General features: G+C 64.8%; 14 protein-coding genes. 4 read left to right on the top strand and 10 right to left on the bottom strand.

All coding sequences use genetic code 11. The annotated features are described in order from the left end of the window. Positions 1 to 66 precede the first annotated feature (66 nt). Genes IP83_RS17875 through IP83_RS17865 form a run of 3 tightly spaced genes read right to left on the bottom strand, consistent with a single transcriptional unit; the run spans position 67 to position 2922 of the window. Positions 67 to 882 (bottom strand): 4-(cytidine 5'-diphospho)-2-C-methyl-D-erythritol kinase, encoded by an 816-nt coding sequence (locus IP83_RS17875; protein WP_054123596.1) that lies wholly within the window; start codon positions 880 to 882, stop codon positions 67 to 69. A 6-nt stretch (positions 883 to 888) separates the two neighbouring features. Continuing rightward, complete coding sequence (locus IP83_RS17870) at positions 889 to 1218, bottom strand: hypothetical protein (protein ID WP_054123595.1); 330 nt, start codon at positions 1216 to 1218, stop codon at positions 889 to 891. Between the two features lie 57 nt (positions 1219 to 1275). After that, positions 1276 to 2922 (bottom strand): electron transfer flavoprotein-ubiquinone oxidoreductase, encoded by a 1647-nt coding sequence (locus tag IP83_RS17865; protein ID WP_054123594.1) that lies wholly within the window; start codon positions 2920 to 2922, stop codon positions 1276 to 1278. A 127-nt stretch (positions 2923 to 3049) separates the two neighbouring features. On the opposite strand from IP83_RS17865, the gene IP83_RS17860 reads away from it, so the two are divergent. The 4 genes from IP83_RS17860 to IP83_RS17845 all read left to right on the top strand — a co-directional run bounded on the left by IP83_RS17860 (position 3050) and on the right by IP83_RS17845 (position 7297). Continuing rightward, entirely contained in the window at positions 3050 to 3808 is a 759-nt protein-coding gene (locus IP83_RS17860) for a hypothetical protein (protein WP_231625113.1), read from the top strand. A 74-nt stretch (positions 3809 to 3882) separates the two neighbouring features. Beyond that, positions 3883 to 5646, top strand: a complete 1764-nt coding sequence (locus IP83_RS17855) for a lytic transglycosylase domain-containing protein (RefSeq protein ID WP_054123593.1) — start codon at positions 3883 to 3885, stop codon at positions 5644 to 5646. After that, positions 5636 to 6163, top strand: a complete 528-nt coding sequence (moaB, locus tag IP83_RS17850) for a molybdenum cofactor biosynthesis protein B (RefSeq protein ID WP_054123592.1) — start codon at positions 5636 to 5638, stop codon at positions 6161 to 6163. Before IP83_RS17855 ends, moaB begins: the two co-directional genes overlap by 11 nt. A gap of 51 nt (positions 6164 to 6214) precedes the next feature. Then, positions 6215 to 7297: a PA0069 family radical SAM protein gene (locus IP83_RS17845; protein WP_054123591.1), complete on the top strand. Its 1083-nt coding sequence runs from the start codon at positions 6215 to 6217 to the stop codon at positions 7295 to 7297. Here the strand turns inward: IP83_RS17845 and IP83_RS17840 are convergent. From IP83_RS17840 to dnaE, 7 genes are all read right to left on the bottom strand, one after another. Beyond that, the gene (locus IP83_RS17840; protein ID WP_054123590.1) at positions 7294 to 9057 is read right to left on the bottom strand and encodes a M48 family metalloprotease; all 1764 of its coding nucleotides are present in this window, start codon (positions 9055 to 9057) and stop codon (positions 7294 to 7296) included. The two genes, IP83_RS17845 and IP83_RS17840, sit on opposite strands and share 4 nt — an antisense overlap. Positions 9058 to 9061: 4 nt before the next feature. Continuing rightward, positions 9062 to 9700, bottom strand: a complete 639-nt coding sequence (locus tag IP83_RS17835; protein WP_054123589.1) for a LemA family protein — start codon at positions 9698 to 9700, stop codon at positions 9062 to 9064. Between the two features lie 93 nt (positions 9701 to 9793). Then, on the bottom strand, positions 9794 to 10096 hold the full coding sequence (locus IP83_RS17830; RefSeq protein ID WP_054123588.1) for a hypothetical protein: 303 nt from the start codon (positions 10094 to 10096) through the stop codon (positions 9794 to 9796). Then, positions 10093 to 10413 (bottom strand): YbjQ family protein, encoded by a 321-nt coding sequence (locus IP83_RS17825; RefSeq protein WP_054123587.1) that lies wholly within the window; start codon positions 10411 to 10413, stop codon positions 10093 to 10095. The genes IP83_RS17830 and IP83_RS17825 overlap by 4 nt, the downstream gene beginning before the upstream one ends. Then, a complete protein-coding gene (locus IP83_RS17820) occupies positions 10413 to 10838 on the bottom strand; it encodes a DUF1330 domain-containing protein (protein ID WP_054123586.1) in 426 nt (141 codons plus the stop codon). The genes IP83_RS17825 and IP83_RS17820 overlap by 1 nt, the downstream gene beginning before the upstream one ends. Positions 10839 to 10841: 3 nt before the next feature. Then, positions 10842 to 12446: a long-chain fatty acid--CoA ligase gene (locus tag IP83_RS17815; protein ID WP_054123585.1), complete on the bottom strand. Its 1605-nt coding sequence runs from the start codon at positions 12444 to 12446 to the stop codon at positions 10842 to 10844. A gap of 23 nt (positions 12447 to 12469) precedes the next feature. Then, positions 12470 to 15516, bottom strand: a 3047-nt coding sequence (gene dnaE / locus IP83_RS17810; RefSeq protein ID WP_054123584.1) for a DNA polymerase III subunit alpha, incomplete at its 5' end; no start/stop codon positions are given.

The raw sequence follows: 15516 nt of genomic DNA, 5'->3' as shown, positions 1-15516 counted from the left end.
AGCGAAGTCGAGACACCATACGTTGCGGTCGGTGTCTCGACTTCGCTCGACACGAACGGCGGGGGACTAACGGAGTTTACCGGCGAGGTGCCACCATGCTGGCGGCAAGGCGGCAGCGGCGGCATCGCGGGCTTCGGCGCTGTCATAGAGCGCAAAGCACGTCGCGCCGGAGCCGGACATGCGGGCGAGCCAGGCGCCGCTTGCGCTGAGCGCCGCGATGACGTCAGCAATCTGCGGCACAAGCGCGATGGCACTGGGTTCAAGATCGTTGCGGCCCTCGAGCGCAATCGTGCGCAAGTTCCCTGACGGCATGGGGCCGCGGTCAATCTGATCCCAGCCCTTGAACACGGGGCCGGTTGCGAGCGGAATGCGTGGATTGACAAGGAGGACAGGCGTTCCGGCCAAATCATTGGCGACGGGTTCGAGTTCAGTCCCGGTGCCGCGTCCGATGCAAGCCTGGCTGAGTACGCAGGCAGGGACATCGGCACCGAGCTTGGCGGCGCGGTCGCGCCAATCATCCGGCAGGCCATGCGCGCGCTCGATCATGCGAAACACCGCGCCCGCATCGGCTGAACCACCGCCAAGTCCGGCAGCTACCGGCAGGCGCTTCTCGAGTGTTACTGTCCAACCTTTACCATGCGGCAGCGAATTCAGAGTCTTGGCGACGATATTTCCGAAGGGATCGTCAAGACCGGTGGCGAACTCACCAACCACATGCAGGCTGTCCGCATTCGCCGGTTCGGCCACCAGCTCATCCCCCGCATCGACGAAGGCAAACAGTGTCTCAAGCTCATGATAGCCATCCTCGCGCCGCCGCCGGACATGCAGCGCGAGGTTGATCTTGGCGTACGCGGTTTCCCGACCGGCAGCGATAGCAGGCATCCGGAGTCAGCTGATCATATAGTTCAGGATGCTGCCGCCTTTGACGAACAGGATCGCCACGACGTCCTTGTCCGTGTCCGTGTCGTGCACCTTGAACATGTAGGTCGTCGTCCCCGCCGGTCCAGGCGAGGCAATTCCGGCGACAGTGAACAGCCGCTTGATCTTGGAATACGACCGGTCGCCTTCGATAGCCGCCTTGAGGGCCGACACGCTCAGCCGAGTCGAAGGGACTTTGGCGCCGTCGATGCTCTGCACACCGGGCGCGGCCTCTGTCACGCCCGGGATGTTGCTCGACTGCGCAAGGACCGGCTGCGAGGCAGCAGCGGCAACCAACATCGACAACACTGCTGCGAACCTTGGCATTCGGTTAGCCCTCTACGCTCAAAGAATGCGTCACATGTTCGGATAGTTCGGGCCGCCGCCGCCTTCGGGCGTGACCCATTCGATGTTCTGCGTCGTGTCCTTGATGTCGCAGGTCTTGCAGTGGACGCAGTTCTGGGCGTTGATCTGGAGGCGCGGGTTGCCGTCCTCGCCGGTGAGGAACTCATAGACGCCCGCCGGGCAGAAGCGTGCTTCGGGACCGGCATAAAGCGGCAGGTTGATCCGCGTCGGGACAGTCGGGTCCTTGAGCACGAGGTGGCACGGCTGGTCCTCCTCGTGGTTGGTGTAGGAGAACGAAACCGAGGTCAGGCGATCGAAGCTGATCACGCCGTCGGGCTTGGGATATTCGATCGGCTTGAACAGGTCGGCTCGCATCGTGTGCTCGCTGTCCTTGTGGTGCTTCATGCCCTTCAGCGGATTGATCTTCAGCACGCGCGCCCACATGTCCGCGCCCGCCAGCACGGTACCGAGCGAGCCGCCGAACTTGGCGACGAGCGGCTGCGCGTTCTGGACGAGCTTCAGTTCCTTGGCGATCCAGCTTTCGCGGACGGCGCTGTCGTATTCGCCCAGCTCATCCTGCTCGCGGCCATTCGCCATCGCGGCAGCAATGGCTTCGGCGGCGAGCATGCCGCTCTTCATCGCGGTGTGGCTGCCCTTGATGCGCGGCACGTTGACGAAACCGGCCGAGCACCCGATCAGCGCGCCGCCCGGGAAGGCGAGGCGCGGCACGGACTGCCAGCCACCTTCGTTGATCGCGCGCGCACCGTAGGACACGCGGCGGCCGCCTTCGAGGATCTCGCGGATCGCGGGATGCTGCTTCCAGCGCTGGAATTCCTCGTAAGGATAGACATAGGGATTCGCGTAATCGAGCGCGGTCACGAAACCGAGCGCGACCTGGTTGTTGGCCTGGTGGTAGAGGAAGCCGCCGCCCCACGAATTGCTTTCCGACAGCGGCCAACCCTGCGTGTGGATCACGCGGCCGTGAACATGCTTGTCGGGATCGATATCCCACAGTTCCTTGATGCCGATACCGTAGACCTGCGGCTGGCAATCGCGCTCGAGGTCGTACTTGGCCTTCAGCTGCTTTGTGAGGTGTCCGCGCGCACCCTCTGCAAACAGGGTATATTTTGCAAGGAGTTCCATGCCCGGCTGGTAATCGGGCTTCTTGCTGCCGTCCTTGGCAATGCCCATGTCGCCGGTCGCGACACCGCGCACCGCGCCCTTCTCGTCATAGAGGATCTCGGCGGCGGGGAAACCGGGAAAGATCTCGACGCCGAGCTCGGTCGCCTGCTCGGCCAGCCAGCGGCAGAGGTTGCCGAGGCTGCCGGTGTAGTTGCCGTGGTTCGACATGAACGGAGGCATCGGCCAGTGCGGCAGCGCGGTCTTGCCGCTGCGGGTCAGCACCCAGTGCCAGTTGTCCGTCACCGGCGTTTCCGCCATCGGGCAGCCCTGTTCGCGCCATTCGGGCAGCAATTCGTCGAGCGCCTTGGGATCGACCACCGCGCCCGACAGGATGTGCGCCCCGATTTCCGAGCCTTTTTCGAGGATACAGACCGATATATCGGAATTGACCTGCTTTAGGCGGATCGCCGCAGCCAGACCCGCAGGCCCGCCGCCGACAATCACGACATCATAAGGCATCGATTCCCGTTCGCTCATTTTCTCTCGCTCCGACCCCATATCGGGCACGCTGTGCCCCGAAACCTCATGTCCTTGCCTTGAAAGCTGGCGCAAGCAAGGTCAAGACCACAAGGCGATGGGATTGCCAGACACTAATGACAGGTCCTTGGGGGAAGCCCTCGAAGCAGCGCTTGGCTGGTGGGCCGAAGCCGGTGTCGACATGGCTTTCGTCGACGCGCCGCAGGACTGGCTGGCAGGCGTTGCTCCGGCCCGCCCGGCCAAGGCCGCTCCCGCGCTTCCGCCGGTCGAAAAGCGCGCGCCGCGGGTGTCCGCGCAGCCCGCCGCTGCTCCACCAGTTGCCGAAGATCGCAGTGCATGGCCCGGAGTTTTCGGCAGTTTTGCCGCTTGGTGGCTGTCCGAACCGACACTCGCACCCAAAGGCGCGCGTCGGTTGGCGCCGATGGGGCCGCAGCACGCGAAGCTGATGGTGCTGGTGCCAATGCCGGCAGAGGACGACGGCGAGACACTGCTGTCGGGGCGCAGCGGCAAGCTAGTCGATGCCATGCTCGCCGCGATGGGGCTCGATCCGGCCTCGGTCTACCGCGCTTCGGCGCTCCCGGCCCGAATCGCCATGCCCGATTGGGCAGGCCTGGGTGCTGCGGGCCTCGGCGACGTGCTTAAACGCCACATTGCGCTTGCTGCGCCGGAGCGGATTCTGGTGTTTGGCCGGGGCGACATTCTGGCGCTTCTCGGGCACGACTCAGCGCAAAATGCTCATCATTTACGCGCGCTTAACCATGAGAGTGGCAGGGTTCCGGCAGGTTTTGAATATGACCTCGAAACCCTGCTGGCCAAACCGGGCTGGAAATCGGGGGTCTGGCAGCGCTGGTTGGACGGGACCGCCGGGAAGGCCAACCCGGCATGACCGCAGCGACTGGCAGATGTGAACGGGAAGATATCCGAAGTGGAACGTTCGTGCGGGGCCAATCTTTCGTGAACATGCGCCGCACCGCCTTGCTTGCCGTTGCTGCCGTGCTCGCCGTCGGCACTGCCGCGCCTGCCGCCGCCAACAGCGCTGCTGCCGAGTATTTCCGTGCACGGACTGACCGGACTGCCGTCCCATCGCTGCTGAGCCAGGAAGACCGCGCCTATTACAAGCAGATGTTCGGCGCGATCGAGCGTCAGGACTGGACCACGGTGCAGTCGCTGCTCGCCCAGCGCGCCGACGGACCGCTCCATGCCGTCGCGAAGGCGCAGTACTACCTCGCCGCGACGTCCCCGAAGGCTGAACTCGCGCCGCTGACGCAGGTGCTTTCAACCGCGCCTGAACTACCCTGGGCTGAACAGTTGAGCCGCCTCGCCATCAAGCGCGGCGCGACCGAGCTTCCTGCCCTCCCGAGTGCGCAGCCGATGATGACGCTGCCCGGGCTGCCCAAGCGCATCAAGCCGCGTCCGGTGGCCGATGGCACGATGCCCGAGAGCGTGGCGCTTGCGATCCAGGACCGCATCAAGAACGACGATCCGCTCGGCGCGCGCGTGCTGCTCGACGGGATCGAGTCCAGTCTCTCGGTGGAAGCGCGGGCCGAATGGCATCAGCGCGTGGGCTGGGCCTTCTACATCGAGAACGACGACGCCAACGCGCGCAATGTCTCGCTCGGCGCGCTGCAGGGCGCCAGCGGGCCGTGGGTGGCCGAGGCCTTGTGGACGGCGGGCCTCGCCGCGTGGCGCCTCAACGACTGCACCAATGCCGCCAGCAGCTTCGAGCAGGCCGCCAGCGCGGCGCAGAACGATGAACTGACCGCCGCTGCCAACTACTGGGCCGGCCGCGCGTGGATGCGCTGCCGCGCGCCGGAGAAGGTCGCCAATGCCCTGCGCAATGCGGCGCGGCTGCGCGATACGCTCTATGGCATGATCGCCAGCGAAGCGCTGGGCCTCAAGGAAACGACGGTCGCCTCGGCGCCGGACTTTACCTCGGACGACTGGCAGCAGCTGCGGCAGGTTAGCAATGTTCGCCTTGCGGTGGAACTCGCGGAAATCGGCGAGGACGGCCTTGCCGACGAACTGCTGCGCCATCAGGCGCGGATCGGCGATCCCTCGCTCTATGCACCGCTGTCGCGTCTGGCGCGCGACCTCGGCCTGCCTGCGACGCAGCTGTGGATGGCCTACAATGCGCCTTCCGGTGCGAAGGCCGATGCCGCCGCGCGCTTCCCGGCGCCGCGCTGGGTTCCGGCGACAGGCTGGAAAGTCGATCCGGCGCTGCTCTTCGCGCATTCGCTGCAGGAATCGAACTTCCGCACGGCGGTGGTCAGCCCGGCAGGCGCACGCGGCCTGATGCAGGTGCTGCCCGGTACCGCGCGCGGTCTTGTCCGCGACGAGCCGACCATGGCTGGCCGCGAGACCCAGCTCGATCTGCCCGACGTGAACATGGCGTTCGGACAAGGATACCTCGTGCGCCTGCGCGATTCCGGTGCAACCGGCGGGCTGCTGCCGAAGGTCATCGCGGCCTACAATGCGGGTCCGATGCCGATCGGGCGCTGGAACACCGAGATTCGCGACAACGGCGATCCGCTGCTGTGGATGGAATCGATCCCCTATTGGGAGACGCGCGGCTACGTCTCGATCGTGATGCGCAACTACTGGATGTACGAGCGGCAGGCCGGCGGCCCTTCGGAAAGCCGCATCGGCCTCGCGCAAGGCATGTGGCCGAAATTCCCGGGCCTGACCGGCGCGGACAGCGTAAGGATGGCCTCGCGTGGCAATTGATACGACGCGCACGTTCAAGCCGATCAATATCGCGCTGCTCACCGTTTCGGACACGCGCGGGCCGGAGGACGATACCTCGGGCGATATTCTGGCGGATCGGATCAAGGGCTCCGGGCATCACCTCGTCGCGCGCGCGATCGAGAAAGACGATGCGGGGCGCATCGCCAGTCGGCTCAACAACTGGATCGATGACCGCAATGTCGATGCCGTGGTGATCACCGGCGGCACAGGGCTGACCGGTCGCGACGTCACGCCGGAAGCACTCGACCGGGTGAAGACGCGCGACATTCCGGGCTTTGGCGAGCTGTTCCGCTGGCTGAGCTTCAAGACCATCGGCACGAGCACGATCCAGTCGCGCGCCTGCGCGGTGGTGGCGCGCGGGACTTACATCTTCGCCCTGCCCGGCTCGAACGGCGCGGTGAAGGATGGCTGGGACGGGATCCTCGCCGAGCAGCTCGACAGCCGCAACCGGCCTTGCAACTTCGTCGAGCTAATGCCGCGCCTGCTGGAGAAATAAGTCCGGCAAACGGGCTGGTGCTCGGCGCGTGTTCTTATTATGTTCTCAAACATGGGAACGTCCGATTCCGTCATTCGCGGCCGCGGCGCGCAATCGGCGCAGGTGCCCACGCACTTCGGGCTGAACACGCGCGAGGCTGACGGCGACTGGCTTGACGAGGTGGAAGCGATCGACGGCCCCGGCCCCAAGCTGCGCACCACCGTCACCGAAGAATTCCCCAAGACGGCGATTGCCTGGAACACCTCGCCCGATATCCCGTTCGACCGCTCACTCAATCCTTATCGGGGGTGCGAACATGGCTGCGTCTATTGCTATGCGCGGCCGACCCATGCCTGGCACGATCTTTCCCCGGGGCTCGATTTCGAGACAAAGCTGTTTGCCAAGCCTTCCGCACCCGTATCGCTGCGCAAGGCCTTTGCGGCGCGAGGGTACAGCCCTGCCCCGCTCGCACTTGGCACCAATACCGATCCCTACCAGCCGATCGAGGCGCGCTACCGGATCACCCGTGCGGTGCTGGAGCTGTGCCTGGAGGTGGGGCATCCGGTTACGATCACGACCAAGTCGGCGCGCGTGCTCGACGATCTCGATCTTCTCGCAGAACTGGCGGCGCGGAACCTCACTGCGGTTTCAATCTCGGTGACAAGCCTCGACCCCCGCCTCTCGGGCAAACTCGAACCGCGTGCCTCGGCGCCTGCCAAGCGGCTCGCTGCGCTGGAAGCGCTGGCCAAGGCGGGCGTGCATGCCAATGTCTCGGTTTCGCCGATCATTCCCGCAATTACGGACAGCTTTATCGAGGCGATCCTTGCCGAGGCGGGCGCGCGCGGGGTGCAGTCCGCCAGCTGGATCATGCTGCGCCTTCCGCACGAAGTCGCGCCGCTTTTCCGCGAATGGCTGGATGTCCATTTTCCGGACCGCGCCGCGAAGGTCATGGCCATCGTCCAATCGGTGCGCGGGGGCAAGGACAACGATGCGCGCTTCTTCAGCCGGATGAAGCCGACGGGCGTATGGGCCGATCTGGTGCGCAGCCGCTTCCGGCTTGGCATGAAGCGCGCCGGCATCCCGCAGGCCAAGCCGGTGCTCGATTGCAGCCAGTTCCGCCCGCCCAGTCGAGATGGCCAATTGGCGCTGCTTTAAAGGCCTTTGCGACCAAAGCCGCCGCCGGGCGGACGCTGGAACGGCGGCGCGGCGGAAGGTGGCAACGCCCGCCGCTCGAATTGGCTGACGCTGACAAGCGGCGCAACCGGCTCGTCCTCGGCCCGTGTGGTCCGCTGGGGTTTTGCGTCGACGATGCCCAGGAACCGCTTGAGCTGTTCGGGCGCCAGAGTAGCCACGATGATCACGCCGAGAAGCAGGAGCGGCAACATCAGGGCGGTCTCCGGACCAGCGCCCGACGCGCGGCGTGCGGCGGCGGCTTCGGCCTTTTCTTCCTCCGGCGTGGTGTTTGACCAGGGATTGTGGTGAGGGACGCGCGGCTGCGCGGGTATGTATGGGCCTTGGCTGACGGGGGCGTTGCATTTGCCATCCGGAGAGGATGAGCCGTGGCAGAATGTGCCTGATGTCTGGGTCCTGCCGAATTCGCCGGCAATCAAAGCCGGATTGAAGGTGTTGGCAAACTTCACCGGATCATTGTCCGCCGGCCAGTGGAACACCAGCAGGAAGGCCGTCACCGCGACCACCGGTATCAGCATCTTCGGCGTCAGCCCCAGCGCATTGCGCTCGTCGGACGCGCGCCATTCGAGCCACGCGATGCAGGCCTCGTTCCACCGTCGGAATGCGGGCGGATCGGTGAAGCGCAACATCTGCAGCGCCCATGTCGGCGTGGGTGGCTCCTCCAGCGGGCGGCCCTCCTCGTCGCACGGGTACTCCTCCTCGCGGGCCTGCTTGGGCCGAACGCCGAAGCGCGGGCGAAAGGAAGCCGGCGTGCGCGTGTCCTTGCGCAGGCGGCCCGGCGCCATCATGTCGCCGCCCAGCGCGGTAATCGCGGCGATACGGTCCGCGATCGGCGGGTGCGTGCCGCCTTCAAGGTCCGAAGGTCCATCGAACAGCAATGCCTCGATCCGGCGGCTGCCATCGAACCGGCCCTGCCCGCGGATTTTTTGCAGCGCGCTGACGAGGGCCTCGGGAAAATGCGTCACGCGGACGGCCTCACCGTCAGCAATATGATCACGGCTGAGCTTGACTTCGCGACGCGCGCCGAAGGCCAGCCGCATTGCCAGCATGGTCGCCGCATTGCCTGCGAGCAGGATGATGAGGAACGGCGGCATCAACAGCGGAATGAGCATTTGCCGAAGGTCTTCGATCCGCAGCGGATTGTTAGCCTGCAGCATGACCGCGGTGCGCATCAAAGCATGGTTGGCCGAGAGCACGCGCGTATCGCCATTGCGGATATGCGAGGCTTCATGCGCCAGAACCGCCGCAAGCTCGTCATCATCGAGCCGGTCTAACAGTCCGCGCGTAACTGCGATGAGGCCGCGCGTCGGACCTTCACCCACCGTAAGCGCGTTGAGCGCATCGACTTCGATCAACCCGAAGCGCGGAAAGCGCACGCCGAGCGCGGTGCATTGCTCCTCGGCAATGGCGACGAAGCGCGGCTCGTCGGCGCGGGTGACATCGCGGATGTCGACACTTGCGCGGACCGAGTCGGCATGGCCGCGGTATATGGACCAGAAGATCAGGGCGCTCAGCAGGCCGAGCGGCAAGGCATAGCGCAGCGCATACCCGCCCGGATTGGACAGGATCGTGTGCAGCGGATCGAACATCAGCAGCGGAACGGTGAGCACGAAGGCTCCGATCAGCTGAAACGCGGCAATGTATGCGGCGATGTACCGCGTGAGGCGGCGCCGGTTCTCCGCCGCATGCGTGACATAGCCCAGCGGCGGGGAACTCTGTTTCATCGGCTCAGAACGCGATCTGCGCGGTCTCTTCGTAGGCGCCGCGCCGTTCGCCGAGCGAGAACTTCTCGCGGAGCGGCAGGCGGCTGAACGACGCGATCAGGTTGCCAGGAAACGCGCGGGCGACCGAATTGAGCTCTTCGACCGCGAGGTTGTAGAACTTGCGGGCGGCGGTGATGCGGTCTTCGATGCGGACCAGATCGGTGCGCAGCGCAGCGAAGTGGCTGCCTGATTCAAGTTCGGGGAAGTTTTCGCCGAGCGAGACGAGGTTTTGCAGGAAGGCCGCGTTCTGCTGGCCAATCATCGCCCCTTCGCCGAGTTCCGAAATCGCCTCGACCCGCGCGGATAGGACATCGCGGATCACTTCGTGTTCCTTGGCGGCATAGGCGCGGACAACCTCGACGAGATTGCCGATGAGCGTCTTGCGTTCGAGCAGCAGCGCATCGACATCGCCGAAGGCCGCATCGGCGCGCTCATCAAGCTGCGCGATCAGCGCATGCTGCGCGCGGATACGCAAAGCCAGCCACAGCACAAAGCCGAGCACGAGCCATAGCCACCACAGATCCAGCAGAGTATCCGCGGAACGGACGGCCCGCCCCCACAGATCAATGGCTTGCCAGAAAGTCTCGGGCGATGTGTCTTGCATAGGATCAGTCCGGTTTGACGTGATTCCCCTTGTTTTACTGAGGGTTTACTTAAGAAAACGCTCACATGCCCCCATTGAACTGACGCAAACCGCTTAATCGGGGCTCTGACCGACCGGGAGATACCGGCGCTCACCGCTGTGTGGATCATACCAGACTTCAAGGATCTGGCCGGACTGATGATCGACTTCGCGTTCGGTCGTCCGTTGCCATGGTCCGCTCGTTTTACGTCGGCGCGCGAGATAGCCTGCATCAAACATCGTTCCGACCGCGACAAGCGCTGCAAACATGAACAACGGGAAACCGCTGCCATCCGCGCTGGCAAACTGCATCCACACGCCGCTCGTCACGGCCAACCCCGCAATGGCGAACGCAGCGATGCGGCCGTTGGAGGTCATAGCGGCTTCAGCTTCACCGCGGTTCCATAGGCGACAACTTCATTCATCGTCTGGCCGATCGAACCGGAATCAAAGCGCATCATGACGACCGCGTCCGCACCCATCAATGCGGCATTCATCACGAGGCGGTCGATCGCGTGGCGGCGGGTGTCTTCAACAAGCGCAGAGTATTCCTTGATCTCACCGCCGATGATCGAGCGCAGGCCCGCTATGATGTTGCCGCCAAGCCCCCGGCTGCGCACAACCACGCCGAAGACCTGACCGAGGCACTCAGTGATTTCTCGGCCTGCAACATTCTCGGTGGTGGCAATGATCATCAGCCAAGCCTTTCACGCGGGGCAAACCGTACGAGCCGCGAGGTTGCAACTGCTGCCTGCCGGTGAACAACCACCGGCGCATAGTCCGGATCCTTGACCATGCCCATGAACGATGCGGCATCGGGATAGGCCATGACGAAAGTCTCGTCCCATTCCCATTCGGCAGGGCCAGTGACCATCGCCTCGAACTCGCCTGCCCACACGATGTGCCCGCCCGCGCGCTCCAGAACCGGCTGAATCGTGCGCATGTACTCGCGGTAGGCGTCAGCCCCGGTCAGCCCCTTGTCCGCGAGCTCATGGCCTTCGGGATAAGTGGCCATGTCCTTGAAGCGGACGAGATTGAGCATGTGGATAGGCGTGTCGCGCGGCAGGGCCTTGAACTTGTCGAAGTTCTCGCGGCTCGGATCGATATAGGCTTCGTCCATCGTTCAGGCGCTCCACTTCCAATCGCGGAACTGATCGCGCAGGTCCTTCTTGCTGATCTTGCCGGTGCCGGTGTGGGGAATCTCGTCCACGAAGACGACGGCATCAGGCAGCCACCACTTGGCAACATGGCCGGCAAGATGTTCGCGCAGCGCGTCCTGGCAGACTTCGGCACCGGGCTTCTTCACCACGACCAGCAGCGGCCGTTCGTCCCAGCGCGGGTGGTAGACGCCGATCGCCGCTGCTTCAGCCACGCCAGGAAAGCCGACTGCGGCGTTTTCCAGCTCGACCGAACTGATCCACTCGCCGCCAGACTTGATCACGTCCTTAGTGCGGTCGGTCAGCTGCAAGGTGCCGTCCGGATGGATCACCGCAACATCGCCAGTATCGAACCACTGGTCGGCGTCGGTCGCATCCGCCTCAGCCTTGAAGTAGCGCTTGACGACCCACGGCCCGCGCACCTGCAGTGCGCCGGACGTCTTGCCGTCGCGCGGCAGGACCTTGCTGTAGTCACCCAGATCAACGCACCGCAGCTCAACGCCGAAGGGCGCGCGGCCCTGCATGGCCTTGATCGAGACCTGCTCGTCGAAGGAGAGATCGTCCCAGTTCCACGTCTCGGCGCTGGAGGTGCCGATAGGCGAAGTCTCGGTCATGCCCCAGGCGTGGCTGACCCGAATGCCGCTCCGCATGAGCCGCTCGATCATCGCGCGCGGCATTGCCGAGCCGCCGCACACCACCGTTTTCAGGCTTTCGGGGATATCCTTCCCGGCAGTATCGAAGTGCTGCAAAAGGCCGAGCCAGACAGTTGGTACGCCGGCCGAAGTGGTCACGGCCTCACGCTCCATAAGTTCGGCCAGCACGGCAGGATCGTTGACGGCGCTGTAGACGAATTTGGCGCCTGCCGCTGCGCCGGCCCACGGCAGACCCCAGCTGGCAGCGTGGAACATCGGCACAATGGGCAGCATGACGGTGCGGCAATCAACGCTGAAAAGCGGAGGTGTCATGCCGATCATGGCGTGCAGAACCGTCGAGCGGTGCTCATACAGCACGCCCTTGGGATTGCCGGTGGTGCCGCTGGTGTAGCACAGCATGCACGGATCGCGCTCGTCGCCATCGGCCCATTCGCCCTGCCCGTCTTCGGTGGCGATCCAGTCTTCGAAGTGTTCGGCAGGGCCGCTGCTGTCGAAGCAGATATAGTGCTCGATCGTCTTCCAGCGCGGCTTCATCCGCTCGATGATCGGGGCGAAAACGGCATCGAACAGCATCACGCGGTCTTCGGCGTGATTGGCGATGTAGTCGAGCTGATCATCGAACAGGCGCGGGTTGATCGTATGCAGCACGCCGCCGACACCGACCGCGCCGTACCAGGTGACGAGGTGGCGGTGGTGGTTCATCGCCAGCGTCGCCACGCGGTCGCCCGGCTTGATCCCCAGCTTTGCCAGCTTCTGCGCCATGCGCATCGCATCGTGGCGGATGCCGGCCCAGGTCGTGCGGCTTTCGGTGCCGTCAGCCCAGCGTGAAACGATCTCGCGGCTGCCATGCTCCCGCGCGGCATGATCGATAAAACGCGTCACGCGCAAGGACCAATCCTGCATGGCGCCCAGATGCATCCCCTACTCCCCTGTTCGTTGTTCTATTCGACGAGCCGCAAGTGCCGGTCGGCCCGCGCGGTAAGGGCCACATTGGCAAGCCCTTCCACCGGAATCAATCGCTCGATTACATCGGAATCAAGTGAGAAATCATTGCCGAGCCGCATGACCGGTTCGCGGCCAGTCCCCGTGCGAAGGCGGGCAATCACTTCGCCCCGAGCGCCCTGCGCGCGCGGCAGGAGGAGCGCGAGTTCCGACATCGCCTCGGGCTTCGTGACATCGAGCTTGAGCAGCATGCGCGCCGCGCTGCTGACCGACGCCAAGGGCCGCGCCCCGCGCACAGTGATGCGTGGCGGCTCGTCGGGGTTCGGGCGGTCCAGCTCGACATTGAGCAGCACGCAGGTGCCTTCGCGTGCCCATTGCTGGAACGGTTCGACCAGGCTCTCCTCGAAGCAGGAAGCCGAGAACTGACCGCTGCTGTCCGAGAAATCGGCGGCGATGAAGTCATTGCCTTTCTTGGTCTTGCGGCGGTTCACGTTCTCGACGAGCGCCGCCATGACTGCGCCGCTGCGGCCCGCCGCATCGCCTTCCCCGCTCATCAGACTGGCATAAGTCCGCGCGCCATTGGCCGAGGCGACGGCGCGATATTCGGTGACGGGGTGCGCGGCGAAATAGAAGCCGAAGGTATCGCGTTCGGCTGCCATCTGGTCTGCGCGCGACCACGGCGCGGTTTCGGCAAGACGCGTGGCAGGCGCGGCATGGTCGTCACCGCCGAACAGGCCGCCTTGCCCGGACGTGCGCGAGCGAACGGCTTCGTCCGCGACCGCCATCAGCAATTCCGCATTGGCGGTGATCTGCGCGCGGTTGGGCTCAAGGCTGTCGAATGCACCGCCCGCCGCGAGCGCCTCCAGTCCGCGCCGGTTCATCGCGCCTGCGGGCAAGCGGCGGAACAGGTCGTCGAGGCTGGTGTAAGGGCCGTTCGCCTCACGCTCGGCGACAATGGCATCCATCGCCTTCTCGCCGACGTTGCGAAGCCCGGCCAGCGCATAGCGCACGGCATAGCCGTCCTCGGTGCGCTCAACGGTAAACTCGGCCTCGGAACGGTTGATGTCCGGCCCATGCAGCGCGATGCCGGAGCGGCGCATGTCGTCGACGAACACGGCCAGCTTTTCCGACTGGTGCATGTCGAAGCACATCGAGGCGGCGTAGAACTCGTGCGGGTAGTGCGTCTTGAGCCACGCGGTCTGGTAGGCCAGCAGCGCATAGGCGGCGGCGTGGGACTTGTTGAAGCCGTAGCCGGCGAACTTGTCGATCAAGTCGAACAGCTCGTTGGCCTTCTTGGCGTCGATGCCCGAGACTTCCTTGCAGCCGTCGACGAAGCGCTGGCGCTGCGCATCCATTTCGGCCTGGACTTTCTTGCCCATGGCGCGGCGCAGCAAGTCTGCATCGCCGAGCGAGTAGCCCGCAAGGATCTGCGCGGCCTGCATGACCTGTTCCTGATAGACGAAGATCCCGTAGGTCTCGGCCAGGATGCCCGAGAGTTTCTCGTGCGGGTACTCGATTTCTTCGAGGCCATTCTTGCGGCGGCCGAACAGCGGGATGTTGTCCATCGGGCCGGGGCGATAGAGCGAGACGAGCGCGATGATGTCGCCGAAGTTGGTCGGCTTAACCGCCGCCAGCGTGCGCCGCATGCCCTCCGATTCCAGCTGGAACACGCCGACGGTATCGCCCGACTGGAGCAGCTTGTAGACCTGCGCATCATCCCAGGCGAGGCGGTCGAGATTGATCTCGATCCCGCGCTTGGCCATGAGGTCGACGGCCTTGCGCAGCACGGACAGCGTCTTGAGGCCGAGGAAGTCGAACTTCACGAGGCCCGCTTCCTCGACGAACTTCATGTCGAACTGCGTGACCGGCATGTCCGAACGCGGATCGCGATAAAGCGGGACGAGCTGCGCCAGCGGACGGTCACCGATCACCACGCCCGCCGCGTGGGTCGAGCTGTTGCGCGGCAGGCCTTCGAGCTGCATCGCAAGGTCGATCAGGCGGCGCACTTCGGGGTCGCGGTCGTATTCGCGCTTGAGGTCGGCAATGCCGTTCAAGGCGCGGGGCAGCGGCCACGGATCGGTCGGATGGTTGGGCACCATCTTGCACAGGCGGTCGACCTGCCCGTAGCTCATCTGCAGGATGCGGCCGGTATCGCGCAGCACGGCGCGGGCCTTGAGCTTGCCGAAGGTGATGATCTGCGCGACGTGATCATCGCCATACTTGCGCTGGACGTAGCGGATCACCTCGCCTCGCCGGGTTTCGCAGAAGTCGATATCGAAGTCGGGCATCGAGACGCGTTCGGGATTGAGGAAGCGTTCGAACAGGAGGCCCAGCTTGATCGGATCGAGATCGGTGATGGTGAGCGCCCAGGCGACCAGCGAACCCGCGCCCGAACCGCGCCCTGGCCCCACCGGAATGCCCTGCTCCTTGGCCCACTTGATGAAGTCGGCCACGATCAGGAAGTAGCCGCCGAAGCCCATGCGGTTGATGATGCCGATCTCGAACTCGAGGCGTTCGCGATAGGCGCACACCTCGTCCCAGTGCCCTTCCGCCTTGAGCAGGGCGAAGGGGCGGGCGTCGATCTCCTCGAAGGGTGCAGTGAGCGCTTCGACGAGTTCGTCCCACACTGTTTCGGGGTAGTACGGCTTCATCCGCGCGACGAGGCCATGCCGCGAATCCTCGGCCATCATCCGCGCCTCGCCTTCCTTGTCGCCGGCGAGGCTGGGGAGGATCGGGCTGCGCTTGGGCGGCTTGAATGCGGTGCGCTGCGCGACGACGAGAGTATTCGCCAGCGCTTCGGGGAGATCCGCGAAGATTTCTTCCATCATCGGCGCAGGCTTGATCCACCATTCCTTCGAGGAACGTGGGCGATCGGCGGAATCGACGTGGGTGGAACTGGCGATGCAGAGCATGGCATCGTGCGCATCGTAGAACGCGCGCTCGGCAAAGCAGGCCGGGTTGGTGGCGACGAGCGGCAAATCGCGGGCGTAGGCGAGATCGATCAGCGCGTCTTCGGCCGCCACTTCCACCGGATCATTGCGGCGGG

The organism is Novosphingobium sp. AAP93, from assembly GCF_001296055.1.
In the GTDB taxonomy this organism is placed as follows: domain Bacteria; phylum Pseudomonadota; class Alphaproteobacteria; order Sphingomonadales; family Sphingomonadaceae; genus Novosphingobium.
Note: the sequence above shows the minus strand (reverse complement) of the source record. Positions and strands in the feature narration are given on the sequence as shown.